This is a genomic window from Streptomyces sp. NPDC045287 (assembly GCF_056432325.1).
Map to the genome: position 1 here is coordinate 140,188 of NZ_JBWKJG010000007.1, position 14,800 is coordinate 154,987.

Here is a 14,800-nt window from a genome sequence, read left to right on the forward strand (position 1 = left end):
GCCGCCCGCTCAACCTGACGGTGTCGGCAGCGGTCCGACTTCACTGTCAATCGATCCAGGCTCCCTGTCACGGGGCAAGGGGGTACGCCGCGGTGACGGCGGCGGTGACGGCGGCGGTGGCGACGACCGCGACGACGACCGCGGCACGGCCCGTCCCGCCGGTGGGGCCCGGCCCGTCGAGGGCCGCTCCGGCGGTGGGGCCCGGCCCGGCGGGGATCGTACGGACCGGGATCGTACGGACCGGGACCGCGCGTGCCGGGGCGGGGCCCGTCAGTCGAACCAGCGGTCCCGGGCCAGCTCCTCCGTCCGCGACGGGTCCTCCAGCAGCGCCGCCACCTCGAACCGGCGCGGCCACTGCCCCGCCGCCCAGGCCAGCCCCGCCGCCACGCCCTCCAGCGTCGCCGCGTGCAGCGTCCCGTCCGGCGTGATCCGCCAGTCCAGCTCCACCCCGCCGGCCACCAGCTCCCCGTGCTCCACGTACGCCGCCGGGGCCGCCGGGCCCAGCAGCGCGCGCACCGACGCCGGCACCTCGTGCTCCTCGCCCTCCGTCGTCACCTCCGCCACCACGGCCTCGCTCAGCCGCCGCACCTGGAGCAGTTCCGCCAGGTCCGCCGCCCGCGACGGCGCCACCGGCAGCAGCGGCAGCCCGGCCGTCAGCGGCAGCAGGTCCGGCGCGTCCGCCACCACCGCGTCCGCCGCGTCCACCACCCGCACCTCGCCGTCCACCACGGCCCGCAGCTCGTCCGGGAGCGTCACCTGCTCCGGGTCCAGCTCCGCCAGCGCCGAGTACAGCCCGTGCAACTGCGCGCCCGTCACCTCCCGGTCCGGGTCCGCGAGCCGCCCCAGCAGCTCCGCCGCGCCGCCCGGCTCGTCCAGCAGGGACACGACCGACGTGCGGACGCCCAGCGCCCGCAACACCTGCGCGTCGTCAAAGCCGGTCGTGTCCACCGACTCGTACAGCCCCTCCAGCAGCGGGTCGGCGCCCGCCGCGCGCAGGCCCGCCGGGCGGCGGCCGTCCAGGACCGGGTGGTCGCGCAGCCACCACGCCGTGTACGGGCGGACCGTCTCCGTCGTCCCGTCCGGCAGCAGCACCCGCACCGGCTGCGTCAGCGCGTCCCGCAGCGGCGGTCGCGACAGCAGCGCCAGCGCCCGCGGCCACGCGTCGTCGTCGACCAGGTCCAGGTCCCGTACGGCGACGATCTCCGTGGCGACCGGCGGCACCGGAGTCTCCGGCAACCGGTCCAGCACGTCCTCGCACCACACGTCCACCGCGTCCAGCAGGCCCACGTCGTCGGGCTCGGCGTAGTCGGAGTCGCGCGGCTCCAGCTCGTCCGGGTCCAGCACCACGTCCGTCGCCCGTACGAGCGCGAAGTCGGCCAGCACCCCGCACGCCGCGAGCGGCTGCTCGCCCCAGCGGGCCGCCAGCTCCGCGTCGCACAGCGCCAGCTCGCCCTCCCGCATCACCGAGGCGAACGGGCTGCCCGGCAGGACCAGCTCGCCGGCCGGGGCCGGCTCCCCGTCCTCGTCGGGCAGCGCCAGCGCGCCCAGCCACGGCTCGTCGCCCGGCTCCAGGCCCGCGTCCCGCACCAGCGCCAGGACGGTCTCCGCCAGCTCCTCGGCGTCCATGCCGTTCTCGTCCCACACCTCGTCCGCGTCCAGCGACGCCGCGACCGCCGCCCGCACCTGCGGGGTCGTCAGCACCGCGCGGGGGGTCGCCGGGAGGGCGCCCAGCTTCTCCAGGATCGGGTGCGCCGCGTCCGGGTGGGCGACCTTCAGCCCGAGCCGGGCCAGGTCCGTCGGGGTGTCCGGCAGCGGCAGGAGGACCTGGCGGGGGCCGATCGTGGTGCGGTTGTCCGCGAGTGGCACCGGCAGGCCGGTCAGCCGGTCCGGGTCGACGCCCGCCAGCGAGTCGTACAGCCGGTGCCACCACTCGGGTGCCCGCTCCACCCCCGCCAGCCGGTCGATCGCCTCCCCGAGCGACAGCCGCGCCACGCCCAGCGCGCGCAGCTCCGCGCGGCGCTCCAGACCGGCGGGCAGCAGCGTCGGCAGCACCTCCGCGAGCACCCGTACGGTCCGGTCGCCGGCGCCTTCGACGACTTCCGCCTCGAACGGGCGCAGCGCCGTCAGCTCCTCGGACGGCGCCGCCGGGGCGAGGAACGGGACGCGGGGGAGGAGCTCCAGGATCGCCCCGCGGATCGCGCCGTCCAGGACGCCCTTGCCGAGCGGGCCCGGCACGAGGTCGATCGTGCCGGTCGACACGGGCCGCCAGGAGGCGAGCAGGTCGGCGTACGCCTCGGCCGCGCGGGCCACCACGAAGTCGGTGAGCGGGCCGGGCGCCGGGTGGCGGCGCGTGGAGTCCAGCGGGAACGACGCGATGAGCAGCGCCGGCACGGTCAGCGGCTCGTCGGTCGGCGTCGGCGCGTGGACGACGGGCGCCGTGCCCGGGTGCGCGGGCGCGCCCTCCGCGTCGGCCGGGACGGCCCAGGTGACCGACCAGTGGGGGCGCAGCCGCTCCTCGACGGGGCGGTCCTTCAGCAGCTCCGGCGGGATCGGGCCGGTACGGGTGACGGTTCGCCAGCGGGTCGTGCCGCGCGCGGAGTCGTCGACGACCGTGTACTCCTCGTCCCGGCTGCGCGTGAGCGTGCGCGTGCCGGACGGCGTCTCCACGACGATCTCCGCGAGCCCCGGCAGGGTGAGGAGCAGCGCGTCCCCGACGCCGGCGAGGAGCCGCTCCACCAGGTCCACGGCCGCGGCGTCGCGCAGCGGGAGGACGACCACCGTGTCGTACCCGGCGGGCGGTGCGCCCTCGGCGGGCATCGGCAGCCGCAGCAGCGGCACGTGGCCGTCGCGGCGGCGCAGCTCGTCGCCCAGGCCGGGGCTGGCCATCGCGGCGTCGGCGGCCATGTCGCGGGCCTCCGCGAGGGACCAGCGCACGCCGCCGTGCCGGCCGATGACCGCCGGCTCGTCGCTCACCGCGAGGACCGCGGCGAAACCGACGCCGAACCGGCCGACCGCGCCCTCGTGGCCCTCCCGTTTGGCGGACGCGCGGAGCGTGGACAGCGACTCGACGCCCGTCGCGTCCAGCGGCGCGCCCGTGTTGGCCGCGGCGAGCACGGCCGGGCCGTCCGCGTCGGCCGGGTGCAGGGTGAGCCGCAGGCGGCCCGGCACCCCGGCGCGGGCGGCGGCGTCGGCGGCGTTCTGCGCCAGCTCGACGACCAGCCGGTCGCGGTAGCCGCCGAGGCTCAGTTCCTCCTCCGCGTTGGCGTCCTCCCGGAACCGCGCGGGACCGGCACCCCACGCGTCGAGCACTCCGCGCCGCAGCCGCGCGGTCCCGAACGGGTCGGTGCCCTCGCCCGCCGCCGTCGCCCTCACGCTCACGATGTGCTCCGCTCTCCTCGACGTACGAACCGGTCTGCGGCCGAAGGTACCGCGCACTCCCCCGTCCCCCTGAACGCCCAGGTCAACGGGGGTGCACAGGGGTCACGAGAAAGTTCCCAAAAAACTTTTGAAGTCACCTGCAACCCCCGGGGGGGCCGCACGTCTATCCCAGTGAAGGCAGCGATACGGCCGACGGGACCGGGGGGACCGGGACGGGAGCCGAGCAAAGCCGACCGTCAACCAAGGCCGTGTACTCCCTGGGGGGAACTCCGTCATGCAGAAGCACCTTTCGTCCCGTATTGCCCGCCGCTCCGTCCGCTCGGTCGCCTCCGTCCGCTCGGTCGTCTCCGCCGCCGCCGTGCTGCTGACCGTCGTCACGCCGGTCGCCGTCACCGCCACCCCGGCCGCCGCCCACCCGGCCGCCACCACCGCGGCCACCACCGCGCAGGCCCTGGTCGTCACCGATGTCGACAAGGCGGACGCCCCGTTCGTCCTCGGCGAGCCGAACAACTTCCGCGGCCACGTCACCAACCGCTCCACCGAGACGGTCAAGAACGCCACCGGCCGCTTCACGGTCGCCTACGGCAAGCACGTCAACGCCGCCCTGGAGGCCGTGCCCGCCGACCCCTCCAAGGTGACCGTCCGCTACCGCACCAACGGCTCCTGGCAGCCGCTGACCCTCACCCAGGGGGCCGGCGGCGCCCTCCAGGGCACCTTCCCGATGGGCGACGTCAAGCCGGGCGACACGGTGTGGGGCCAGTTCCAGGTCACCGTCGACCGGTCCGTCCCGGAGTCCGTCACCATGGGCGAGGTCTCCGTCGCCGGGTACGCGGACGGCACCGGCGCGAAGTCGGTCGGCTTCGGCATCCCGCGCCACATCACCGCCCACGACGCGGAGGTCACCTTCGGCGGACTGAACGGCCGCCCCGTCCTGGACACCGGCGGCAAGGCCGTCCCGTTCACCGCCACGGTCACCAACCGGACCGGCCGGGACCTGAACCCGAACGACTACTTCTTCATCGACGGCGAGGGCGTCGACCTCGACCCCGAGCACGTCAAGGTGGAGCGCCGCACCTCCGCCGGCGCCTGGGTCCCCGTCCGGCTCGGCAAGCAGGACCAGGTCGTGACCGGCGACCTGGACCAGGGCCCGCTCAAGAACGGCCAGTCCCGCACGTACCAGCTCCGCCTCGCGGCGACGAAGTACTACCCGGGCAAGGCCGAGAAGGGCACCTTCACGTTCTTCGCGGGCAACGGCCTGGCCTCCTTCACGTACGGCGTCGAGCACGGCACCCCGGACACGAACGACCCGGACGTCAGCCGCGAGCTCGCCATCGCCGTGAGGGGCGCCGACGGGATCACCCGCATCGACAAGGGCGTCGCCAAGGAGTTCACCGCCACCGTCACCAACAAGGGCAACATCTCCCAGCGCATGCACGTCCTGATGGAGATCACCGACCAGGACGTCAAGCGCCGCATGACGGCCGGCGAGATCCGCGTCGAGCAGTACGCGATCACCCCGCGGACCTGGTTCCCCTCCGAGCTGACCACCTCCGACGAGGGCGGCCACCTGAAGGCCGTGATCACCCCGACCCAGCCGAAGCTCGCCCCCGGCGCGAGCGCCACCTACCGGCTGCGGATCGTGGCCACGCCCCAGATGAAGGCGAAGTCCTTCTTCGTCGACCTGGAGGCCCGCGCGGAGCTCACCTCGACCCGCAAGCGCCTGCCGTTCACGCTCAACAACTCCACCGGCACCGGCACGGGCACGGGCACCGGCACGGGCACCGGCACCGGTACGGGTACGGGCACCCCGGCCGGTGGCGGCACCGCGTCGCCGTCCGCCGCACCCGGCACGGGCACCGGTACCGGCACGGCCGCCCCGGCCGGCACGGGCGCCTCGCCCTCCGCGACCACCCCGGCCGGCGAGATGGCCAAGACGGGCAGCACCGACAGCACCCCCCTGCTGGTCGGGGCCACCGGCCTGCTGGTGGCGGGCGGCGCCGCCGCCCTGTTCATCGCCCGCCGCCGGGCCGCCTGACCCGTCCCGTCCCACCAGTGATCATGTCGAGTAGCCTGCGGGGGCTGAAGGTCACGGGGGTGGGGATCACCGGACGCTGCAGCACGAACCCTGTGTGGCTCCGGAGGACCCGACACCATGAACACGGCCCTTGTCGCCCCCGTGCCGTCCCTGTCCGGGATCTGGCGGCGACTGCTCCGCTCCCTGTCCGCGGGCCCGGAGGCGGAGGACAGCGCGGCACGGCCTGCGCGCCCCCGCTTCCGGCTGCTGGGCGGCGGGCGCGAGCGGACCGCCCGGCGGCAGGACCCGGCCGCCGGGCCGGCCGGGGCACCGGGGCAGGCCCGGCCCACGGTCACCGAGCTCTACCACTCGCACCGGCTGTCGCTGGTGCGGATGGCGGTCCTCCTGGTCGACGACCAGTCGACCGCGGAGGACGTGGTCCAGGACGCGTTCGTCGCGCTGTACAAGCGGCACGGCGAACGGCTGGACGACGTGGACAACGCGCTGGGCTACCTGCGCACGTCCGTGGTGAACACGGCCCGTTCCGTACTGCGCCGCCGCAGGACCGCCCGCGCCTACGTGCCGCCGCACGAGGCGGACGCCGCGTCGGCCGAGGACCAGGCCCTGCTCAGCGACGAACACCGCCGGGTGCTCGACGCGCTCCAGGGCCTCACCCCCCGCCAGCGCGAGGTGCTCGTCCTGCGCTACTGGTCCGACCTGAGCGAGGCCCAGATAGCCGAGACGCTCGGACTGTCGCGCGGGGCGGTGAAGTCCACCGCCAGCCGCGCCCTGGACGCGCTGGAACGGGCCATGAAGGCCCAGGACAACGGCTGACCGAGCCGAGGAGAGGAGGACCGCACGATGAACGGCCCACGTGACCACGGCCCGCAGGACCCCGACCGGCCCCCGGCCGGCCCGCAGGACCCCGATCGGCCCGCCACCGGCCCGGATGCCCCTGACCGGCGCCCGGTCGGCCCGCAGGGCCCCGATCGGTCCGCCATCGGCCCGGACGTCCCCGATCAGCCCCCGGCCGGCCCGTACGACCCTGATCGGTCCGCCACGGGCCCGTACGACCCCGATCGGTTCACCACGGGCCCGTACGACCCCGATCGGTTCACCACGGGCCCGTACGACCCCGATCGGTTCGCCACCGGCCCGTACGATCCCGACCGGCGCCCGTCTGGTCCGTACGGCGCCTTCCGCCCCGCCGACGACCCGTACGGTGCCGACGACCCGTACGGTGCCGGTGACCGCCGTGACCTCACCGCGACGGAGGACCTGCTCGTCCGCGCCCTCGCGGCCCGCGCCGGGCAGCTCACCCACCACTCGCTGCGTCCGGCCAGCCCGCCCGCCCCGAACTGGGCGGCGCGCGGCCGGGGGCCGCTCGTGCTGGCCCTCGCCGCCTCGGTGGCCTCCGTGGCCCTGGTGGGGACGGCCGCCGTGTCGCTGCTCCAGGGCCACGACCAGGCGGGCGTCGCCGGTACTCCGCCCGCCCAGGTGTCCGCCCCGCCGTCGCTCACCCCGTCGCCCAGCGCCACCCCGAGCGCCCGGCCCGGCGCCACCGCCTCCACGAGCACGAGCCCGCCCGCGAAGGTCGGCACCACGACCACGCCACCGTCCGCGCCCGTCGGCGGAGCGCCCCCACCATCGGCCGAACAGGAGTCCACGCCCCCGTCGCGTACGGTCACGATCGTCTACGGGGACATGGGGGAGACCACCGTCCTGCGCACCGGTGGCGACGGGACGACGTTCCTCGCGACCGTCTACAACACGCTCGGGCGGCCCGCCGAGAACACGACCGACATGCTCACCGTCACCGTCGACGGCGGGTCCGGCGCGCTCCGGCCGGGGGACGTCAGCGTGTCACTGCTCGACGGCGGCGACTGGCGGGCCGTGGGCTCGACCGGCTCGTCCGGCGTCGAGGCCCGGCTCACCGGCCCCGACGCCGAGGCGCTCGGCGACGGGCAGGAGCGCGTCCACGAGGTGCGCGTCTCGCTCGGGGAGTCCTTCCCGGAGGGCGTCACCCGGCTGCGGATCGACGTCTTCAGCGACGCCGGCGGCGAAACGCTCGACCTCAAGGGCTGACCGCCCGCCGCACCCGCCGAAGGGCCACGCCGTACGCCACGGTGTGGCCCTTCGGCGTACGCGGCGTACGAGACGTACGAGACGTACGCGGCCCGGTCCACCCGCGGGGGCGCGGGCCCGGGACCTGGCCCGGGAAAGGCGCCGGGGCAGGCGCCCCGCCCGCAGGGGCGCAGGCCCGGCCCGCCCGTGGGGCGCAGGTGCGGCCCGCAGGCCCGGCCCGCAGGGGGTACGGGCTCAGCCAGGCCCGGCCCGCCCCGCAGGGGGAGCAGGCCCGGCCCACAGGGGCACAGGTTCAGCCAAGGCCGGCCCGCAGGCTCAGTCAGGACCGGGCCCGACCCACCAGGGGGCGCAGGCCCGTCCACAGGCTCAGCCAGGCCAGGCCAGGCCCGCTCCGCCCGCGCAGGGGGCACGGGCCCGGCGGAGGGTGCCTACGAGTGGCCCAGGTCCTCGGAGGCCGGGTCCGGGGCCGTCGGGACGGAACCCGGGGACGGAGTGCGGTGCAGGGGGAACTCGTCGGCCGCCATCGAGTCCAGGACGGGCTCCGCGGGGCGCGGCGGCTTCGGCATGACCGCCGCCTCCGAGTGCCCGCCGCACCCGTAGTCCAGCGACACGACCCGGCCGTCCGCGGGCGAGAACTCGTTCGCGCACACCCCGAACGCCTGTCCGAGCGACCCGCCGATCGCCACCAGGAACCCGCAGGACACGCACGAGGCCGGCGCCGCCTGGGCCATCGGGGTCTTCGCCCCGAACGCCTCCTCCCAGCGGTCCGCCGCCACGTGCAGCCCGTACCGGGACAGCACCCGCGCGCGCCGCATGCCCAGCTCGTTCGCGACGGCCGCGATCGTGCCCCGCGACGGCGTGCGCGACACGAACTCGGCGTCCTCCGCGTCGGCCCGGTCCGTCATCTCCTCCGACACGGCGGAGACCGGCGGCGGCTCGTCCTCCCCGGAGTACCCCGGCTCCAGACGCAGGTCGTCCGCCTCGGTCGGCAGCAGGTCGCCCGGGCCCATGTCGCCGGGCCGCAGCCGTTCGCTCCACGGCACCCACTCGGGTGCCAGCAGCGCGTCCGGGCCCGGCAGCAGGACCGTCTCGTCGAGCGTGACGTTCTTCGCGCGCGACGCGCGGGCGACCGTCACCGCCCAGCGCCAGCCCCGGTACCCGGGCTCGGCGCACTCGAAGAAGTGGGTGACGACCCGGTCGCCCTCGGCCACCGCCTCCACGTACGCGCCGACGACGCCGGGCGCCGCCGCCTCTTCGGCGGCTTCCCGGGCGAGGTCCACCGCCTCGGCGCACAGGCGGTCCAGGGCGGGGGCACGCCGGGCACGGCTTCGCGTCGTCGCAGCACTCACAGGTTCGCTTCTCTCCTACGCCGTCTCACAGGTGCGCCGGCCGATGCGCGACTGCACGGGCGGCGGACGGAGCGGACCCGGGGACCGCATCGACGTCCGCGCCCGACGTGCTCGGGCACACCTCATGCCATCCATTCTGAGGGATGGCGAAGAGACGCGTGGCCGAGACCTTTTCCGCCGGTGGCGCGCTACGCACGCTACCCCTTCCGCAGCCCGCCGCCCACATGGCCGCCCCAAGTAACCCGTTGTAAAGGGGAGAGGTGGGGCACTATGACGTGGTGGCATCCGCGCGGTGGTCCCGGAAACCGTCGCAGCGCGCCGGAGGGTACGGGCGCGCTGGACGGCTCCGCGCGGTGCGCCGGCGCCTCGCCCGCGCCGCCCACCTGCCGTTCACGTCCACCGCCCGCGGCATCCGCCGCGCCACTCACGCGCAGGGCGCCGGGGAGTCCGGCCTCGGCAAGCTGATCGAGCTGCACGCCGTGAACGGCGCGGGCGACGTGATGATCACCGTGGCGCTCGCGTCGACGGTGTTCTTCTCCGTGCCGACCGACGAGGCGCGCGGCCGGGTCGCCCTGTACCTCGCCATCACGCTCGCCCCGTTCGTGCTCCTCGCCCCCGTCATCGGCCCGCTCCTCGACCACGTGCCGCACGGCCGGCGCGCGGCGATGGCGGGCGCCATGCTCGTCCGCGCCCTCCTCGCGCTCGCCCTGTCGGGTGCGGTCGCCACGGGCGGCCTGGAGCTGTACCCGGAGGCGCTCGGCGTGCTCGTCGCCTCCAAGGCGTACGGCGTGGTCCGTTCGGCCGTCGTCCCGCGGCTGCTGCCGCCCCGCTTCTCCCTCGTGAAGGCGAACTCGCGCGTCACCCTCGCGGGGCTCCTCGCCACCGGCGCGGCCGGGCCCGTCGCGGTCGGCCTGCACCGGATCGGGCCGGAGTGGCCGCTGTACGGGGCGTGCGCGCTGTTCGCGGCGGGCACGGTCCTGGCGTTCCGCCTGCCCCCCGCGGTGGACTCCGCGAAGGGCGAGGGCAAGGCGCACATGCTCACCCACGGTGAGCGCAGGCCCAGCCTGCGCACGGTCGGCCCGGCCGTCCTGCACGCCCTCCAGGCCAACGCGGCGCTGCGCGGACTGTCCGGGTTCCTGATCTTCTTCCTGGCGTTCCTGCTGCGGGTCCACCCGATCGGCGGGCAGAGCGCCGCCGTCTCCCTCGCCGTCGTCGGCGTGGCGGCCGGCGCGGGCAACGCCTGCGGCACGGCGGTCGGCGCCTGGCTCCGGGACCGCGCCCCCGAGGCGATCATCGCCACGATGCTGGTGCTGGTGCTGGCCGCGACGGTCGTGGCGGCGGTCTTCTTCGGCGGGCTGCTCGTCGCCCTGCTGGGCGCGGTCGCGGGACTGGCGCAGGCCCTGGCGAAGCTGTCCCTCGACGCCCTGATCCAGCGGGACGTGCCGGAGGCCGTCCGCACGTCCGCCTTCGCCCGCTCCGAGACGCTGCTGCAGATGGCGTGGGTGGTCGGCGGCGCCGTCGGCATCGTCCTGCCGCTCAACGGCACGCTCGGGATGTCCGTGGCGGCGGCCATCCTCGCCACCGGGGTCGCCGTCGCCGGACGCGGCCTCCTCGGCGCGGCGCGGCACGGGGGAGGGGCGCCCGGCCGGCCGCGCGTCACGCGGAACTCCCGGCGCGCGGAATGAGCGTGCGCGCGTCGCGCGAGCCCCCCATGCGCCTGTGGCCGCCGGGACCGATAGCCTTCGCCCCATGACCGTTGCGTTCTTCTCCGGAAAGGCCCGCCGGGCCGGCGTCGCTCTGGGTGCCGTCTCCGCCGGCCTGCTCGTCCTCTCCGCCTGCGGCTGGGTTAAGCCGACGCCGATCGCGACCGTGACGGTCGGCTCCGACTCGTACAACACCGAGGCGGCGGAAAACTGCTACGACGAGGGCGGCCTGAAGGAGTCCCGCGTCCAGGAGTGCCTCAGCGCCAAGGGCGGCAAGCCCGTCGAGGTGTCCGTGGACGACCGGATCCGCTTCGGCGTCGACCCGGAGATCGCCGAGAACGGCTGGACGATCTTCCTGGACGGTGAGCGCGCCGAGCAGGAGCCGTACACGAAGACGTACCGCTCGATCAGCGCGAGCTCGTTCTTCGCCGGGCCGGCGATGGGCGGCCAGTCCCCCAGCAGCGTCCGCGTGTCGATCCTGGAGACGGACACCAAGACGAAGAAGGCCATCGGCGTCTACCGCTTCGTCCTCAAGAAGGTGTGACCCTGCGCGTCCTGGTCGTGACCGCCGTGGCGGCGGAGGCGCACTCCGTCGCCGGCGGACTCGTCGGCTGCGCCGCCCGCTCCTCACGGCCCCTGCCGAGCGGTCACACCGTGACGAGCCACCTGCTCGCCGGGCACGCCCTCGCCCGCCTGACCGGGTCCGCCGCGCCCGCCGTGGACGTCCTCGCGGCCGGCGTCGGGCCCGCCGCGGCGGCGGTCGGCGCCGCGACCGCGCTGGCCACCGCGCCCTACCCGTACGACCTGGTGGTCACCGCCGGGATCGGCGGCGGTTTCGCGCCGCGCGCCCCGCTCGGGTCCCTCGTCGTCTCCGACAGCATCGTCGCCGCCGACCTGGGCGCCGACACCCCCGACGGCTACCTGCCGGTGGAGGAGCTGGGCTTCGGCCGCTCCGTCCACACCCCGCCGGCCGCGCTGACGGCCCGCCTTGCCGAGGTGGTGCGCGGCACCGGCCTGCCGTGTCTGCTCGCGCCCGTCCTGACCGTCTCCACCGTCACCGGCACCGCCGCCCGCACCGCCGAGCTGACGGCCCGCCACCCGCGGGCGGGGGCGGAGGGCATGGAGGGCTTCGGCGTCGCCGAGGCCGCCGCCGCGCACGGCGTGCCGGCCGTCGAGATCCGCGCCGTCTCCAACACGGTCGGCCCGCGCGACCGGGCCGCGTGGCGGATCGGTGAGGCGCTGGACGCGCTGCGGACGGCGTTCGAACCGCTCAGTACCCGCATCTTCAGGGAGGAGTGAGGGCCAGTGGTGACGCGCATCGCGTACTCCCCCTGCCCGAACGACACGTTCGTCTTCCACGCGTGGGCGCACGGGCTGGTGCCCGGGGCGCCCGAGCTGGACGTCACCTTCGCCGACATCGACGTCACCAACGGCATGGCCGAGCGCGGCGAGCTGGACGTCCTGAAGGTGTCGTACGCCGTGCTGCCGTGGGTCCTGGACGAGTACGCCCTCCTGCCGTGCGGCGGCGCGCTCGGGCGCGGCTGCGGGCCGCTGGTCCTCACCCGCGAGCCCGGCGCCGACCTGACCGGCCGGACCGTCGCCGTGCCGAGCGAGCGGTCGACGGCGTACCTGCTGTTCCGGCTGTGGGCCGCGCAGGCCGTGCCGGGCGGGGTCGGGGAGGTCGTCGTGATGCCCTTCCACGAGATCATGCCCGCGGTGCGGGACGGGAAGGTCGACGCGGGGCTCGTCATCCACGAGGCGCGGTTCACGTACCAGAAGTACGGGCTGCACCGCCTCGCGGACATGGGCGAGCACTGGGAGGCCACGACCGGGCACCCGATCCCGTTGGGCGCGATCATCGCGAAGCGGTCGCTGGGCGAGGAGGCGCTGCGGGGGCTGGCGGAGGCGGCGCGGGAGTCGGTGCGGCGGGCGTGGTCGTCGCCGTCGGCCCCGCTGCCGTACGTGCGGGCGCACGCGCAGGAGATGGACCCCGAGGTGGCGGAGCGGCACATCGCGCTGTACGTGAACGCGTACACGGAGGACCTGGGCCCCGAGGGGTACGACGCGGTCCGCACGCTGCTGTCCCGCGCGGCGGCCCACGGACTGGTCCCGGAGGTCTCCCCCGAGGCCCTGGCGTTCCCGTAGGCCGCGGGCCGGCGGGCGCTCCGGCGGGGGCGGCCCCCGGCGGCCCCCGGTGGGCGGGTGCTGCGGGTGGCCCCGGCGGGCGGGCACGGATGCGGGTGCTGCGGGTGGCCCCGGCGGGCGGGCGTTGCGGGCACGGGCGCGGCGAGTGGGCGTTGCTGGCACGGGCGCGGCCGTCCGCGGCTGTCCGTGTCCGTCCGTGGCCGTTCGAGGGGCACGCGTTCCGGCCGGGGCCCGGAAGGGGTCCGACGAGGCCCCGGAAAGGTTCCCGACGGGGTCTCCGGAGGCTCGGAGGAGGCGCCCGGAGGCCCGGGAGGCTCGGAAGAGGCGGCCCGGAGGCCCGGGAGGCCCGGAGGGTCCTGGACGGGGTCTCGGGGAGTCCTGGAGGAGCCGCGGACGGGGTTCTCAGGGTCTCGGGGAATCGCGGAGGGGGCTCGGGAGCCCCGGAGAGGCCCAGGGAGCCCTGGACGGGGTCTTGGGGAGGCCCGGAGGGGTCTGGAGGCAAGTATCCCGGAGGGGGTCTCGGGGCCCGGAAAGGCCCAGGAGGAGATCCCGGAGGGGGTCTCAGGGGGCCCGGAGGGGCCCGGGCGGGGGGCCGGGCGTCCCGCAAGAAGGCCCAGGAAGAGATCCCGGAGGGGCCCCGGGAGACCCAGGAAGGACCCGGGTAGGGGCCTCGGAGGGGACCCAGGTTGGGCCCCGGACAGGGTCTCGGGGAGGGACGCGGGCCCGCGACGCACCGGCGCCGCGGGCCCCGCAGGGGTCAGACGTCCAGTTGGTCGGCGACCGCGCGCAGGAGGCCGGCGATCTTCTTGCCGTGCGCCTTGTCGGGGTACCGCCCCCGCTCCAGCATGGGCGTGATGTTCTCCAGCAGCGTCGTCAGGTCCTGCACGATCGACGCCAGCTCGTCCGGCTTCCGCCGCTGCGCCGCCGCCACCGAGGGGGTCGGTTCGAGGACCGTCACCGACAGCGCCTGGTCGCCGCGCTGCCCGGCGACCACGCCGAACTCCACGCGCTGGCCCGGCTTCAGACCGTCGATCCCGGCAGGGAGCACCGACGAGTGCACGAAGACGTCGCCGCCGTCGTCGCGGGAGAGGAAGCCGAAGCCCTTCTCGCTGTTGAACCACTTGACCTTGCCGGTAGGCACGTCCTGTCCTCGTCCTCGTACTCGATGGGTCCGCGATGAAACGGCTCAAGGCGTTAAGGCTAATGGTCCCGGCCCTCGTGACAAGACGCCGCCGGTTCGTTCCTCCGGCCGGGGAACTACCCTGGCCGAATGCGTAGTGAAACCACCGCGAGCGGCGCCCTCCCGGGGGACGGGCTCATTCGTGTCGGAGCGGTCCTCTTCATCATCGGGGCGATCGCCACGCTCGTCACCGTCGCACCACTCTTCCTGGGGACGGAGCCGTTCCCCACGGCCGTGTACCTCGTGGCGATGCTGATGGGCGTCGGCTTCCTCGTCGCCGCCGCCGGAGTGCTCCGCTCCATCGCCGCCCAGCGGCGTCAGGCCCGGGAGACCGCGCCCTCCGCGTAAGCCGCCCACCAGGCCGGGAACGCCGTCAGATCAGGCAGGACGACGTCCGCGCCGGCCGCGCGCAGGGCGGCCTCCCCGTACGGGCCGGTGGCCACCGACACGGCGAGGGCGCCCGCCGCCCGGGCGCCGCGTATGTCCCCCAGATGGTCGCCGACGTACACCGTCGCGCCGTGCTCGCGCAGCGCCTCCGCCTTCGCCTCCGCCCACAGCGACCCGATCACCGCGTCGGGCTCCAGGCCGAGGTGGGTGACGTGCAGCCGGGCGTGCGGCTCGTTCTTCGCCGTGACGACGAGGCTCCGCCCGCCGGCCGCGCGAACGGCTTGAATCGCATCCCCCGCACCGGGGAGCGCGAGGGACGGCTCGATGGCGTATGTGGGGTAGATCTCACGGTACGCGGCGGCCATCTCCGTCACGCGCTCCTGGGGGACCCAGGACGCCAGCTCGTGTTCGAGCGGCGGCCCGAGGCGGGACACCGCCAGGTCGGCGTCGATCCACACCCCCGTACGCGCCGAAAGCTCCCGGTACGTCGCGTGGATGCCGGGGCGGGAGTCGATGAGGGTCATGTCGAGGTCGAAACCGACGGTGAGGGACATGGGGG

Annotated in this window: 12 protein-coding genes; 8 read left to right on the plus strand and 4 right to left on the minus strand. The window is 75.7% G+C overall.

Annotation, left to right across the window (positions count from 1 at the left end):
- Positions 1-270: 270 nt before the first annotated feature.
- Positions 271-3,378 carry a sacsin N-terminal ATP-binding-like domain-containing protein gene (locus AC07D6_RS14170; protein WP_479044239.1) on the minus strand — a complete coding sequence of 1,036 codons (3,108 nt, stop codon included), beginning with the start codon at positions 3,376-3,378 and terminating at the stop codon, positions 271-273.
- 274 nt (positions 3,379-3,652) lie between these two features.
- Between AC07D6_RS14170 and AC07D6_RS14175 the strand changes: the two genes are divergently transcribed.
- From AC07D6_RS14175 to AC07D6_RS14185, 3 genes are all read left to right on the plus strand, one after another.
- Positions 3,653-5,413 (plus strand): LAETG motif-containing sortase-dependent surface protein, encoded by a 1,761-nt coding sequence (locus tag AC07D6_RS14175; RefSeq protein WP_479044242.1) that lies wholly within the window; start codon positions 3,653-3,655, stop codon positions 5,411-5,413.
- A 117-nt stretch (positions 5,414-5,530) separates the two neighbouring features.
- Entirely contained in the window at positions 5,531-6,226 is a 696-nt protein-coding gene (locus AC07D6_RS14180) for an RNA polymerase sigma factor (protein WP_315877137.1), read from the plus strand.
- A 27-nt stretch (positions 6,227-6,253) separates the two neighbouring features.
- Complete coding sequence (locus AC07D6_RS14185; RefSeq protein ID WP_479044246.1) at positions 6,254-7,477, plus strand: hypothetical protein; 1,224 nt, start codon at positions 6,254-6,256, stop codon at positions 7,475-7,477.
- A gap of 428 nt (positions 7,478-7,905) precedes the next feature.
- On the opposite strand, the gene AC07D6_RS14190 is transcribed toward AC07D6_RS14185, so the two are convergent.
- Entirely contained in the window at positions 7,906-8,826 is a 921-nt protein-coding gene (locus AC07D6_RS14190) for a DUF3027 domain-containing protein (protein WP_315877139.1), read from the minus strand.
- Between the two features lie 278 nt (positions 8,827-9,104).
- Between AC07D6_RS14190 and AC07D6_RS14195 the strand changes: the two genes are divergently transcribed.
- The 4 genes from AC07D6_RS14195 to AC07D6_RS14210 all read left to right on the plus strand — a co-directional run bounded on the left by AC07D6_RS14195 (position 9,105) and on the right by AC07D6_RS14210 (position 12,674).
- The gene (locus tag AC07D6_RS14195; RefSeq protein ID WP_479044250.1) at positions 9,105-10,511 is read left to right on the plus strand and encodes an MFS transporter; all 1,407 of its coding nucleotides are present in this window, start codon (positions 9,105-9,107) and stop codon (positions 10,509-10,511) included.
- Positions 10,512-10,575: 64 nt separating this feature from the next.
- Positions 10,576-11,073 carry a DUF2771 domain-containing protein gene (locus AC07D6_RS14200; protein WP_315877140.1) on the plus strand — a complete coding sequence of 166 codons (498 nt, stop codon included), beginning with the start codon at positions 10,576-10,578 and terminating at the stop codon, positions 11,071-11,073.
- 2 nt (positions 11,074-11,075) lie between these two features.
- Positions 11,076-11,828, plus strand: coding sequence for a futalosine hydrolase (locus tag AC07D6_RS14205; RefSeq protein ID WP_479044530.1), 753 nt, complete (start codon positions 11,076-11,078; stop codon positions 11,826-11,828).
- Between the two features lie 6 nt (positions 11,829-11,834).
- Positions 11,835-12,674: a 1,4-dihydroxy-6-naphtoate synthase gene (locus tag AC07D6_RS14210; RefSeq protein ID WP_315877141.1), complete on the plus strand. Its 840-nt coding sequence runs from the start codon at positions 11,835-11,837 to the stop codon at positions 12,672-12,674.
- 757 nt (positions 12,675-13,431) lie between these two features.
- Here the strand turns inward: AC07D6_RS14210 and AC07D6_RS14215 are convergent.
- The gene (locus AC07D6_RS14215) at positions 13,432-13,815 is read right to left on the minus strand and encodes a cold-shock protein (protein ID WP_315877142.1); all 384 of its coding nucleotides are present in this window, start codon (positions 13,813-13,815) and stop codon (positions 13,432-13,434) included.
- Positions 13,816-13,944: 129 nt separating this feature from the next.
- On the opposite strand from AC07D6_RS14215, the gene AC07D6_RS14220 reads away from it, so the two are divergent.
- Entirely contained in the window at positions 13,945-14,202 is a 258-nt protein-coding gene (locus AC07D6_RS14220) for a hypothetical protein (protein ID WP_315877143.1), read from the plus strand.
- Here AC07D6_RS14220 and AC07D6_RS14225 read toward each other — a convergent pair.
- Positions 14,172-14,795: an HAD family hydrolase gene (locus AC07D6_RS14225; RefSeq protein ID WP_315877144.1), complete on the minus strand. Its 624-nt coding sequence runs from the start codon at positions 14,793-14,795 to the stop codon at positions 14,172-14,174. The genes AC07D6_RS14220 and AC07D6_RS14225 overlap by 31 nt on opposite strands.
- Positions 14,796-14,800 lie beyond the last annotated feature (5 nt).

Excerpts from the sequence above, each read along its gene's own strand:
- AC07D6_RS14175 (WP_479044242.1), top strand. The coding sequence starts at position 3,653 with ATGCAGAAGCACCTTTCGTCCCGTATTGCCCGCCGCTCCGTCCGCTCG.
- AC07D6_RS14180 (WP_315877137.1), top strand. The coding sequence starts at position 5,531 with ATGAACACGGCCCTTGTCGCCCCCGTGCCGTCCCTGTCCGGGATCTGG.
- AC07D6_RS14185 (WP_479044246.1), top strand. The coding sequence starts at position 6,254 with ATGAACGGCCCACGTGACCACGGCCCGCAGGACCCCGACCGGCCCCCG.
- AC07D6_RS14200 (WP_315877140.1), top strand. The coding sequence starts at position 10,576 with ATGACCGTTGCGTTCTTCTCCGGAAAGGCCCGCCGGGCCGGCGTCGCT.
- AC07D6_RS14220 (WP_315877143.1), top strand. The coding sequence starts at position 13,945 with ATGCGTAGTGAAACCACCGCGAGCGGCGCCCTCCCGGGGGACGGGCTC.
- AC07D6_RS14225 (WP_315877144.1), bottom strand. The coding sequence starts at position 14,795 with ATGTCCCTCACCGTCGGTTTCGACCTCGACATGACCCTCATCGACTCC.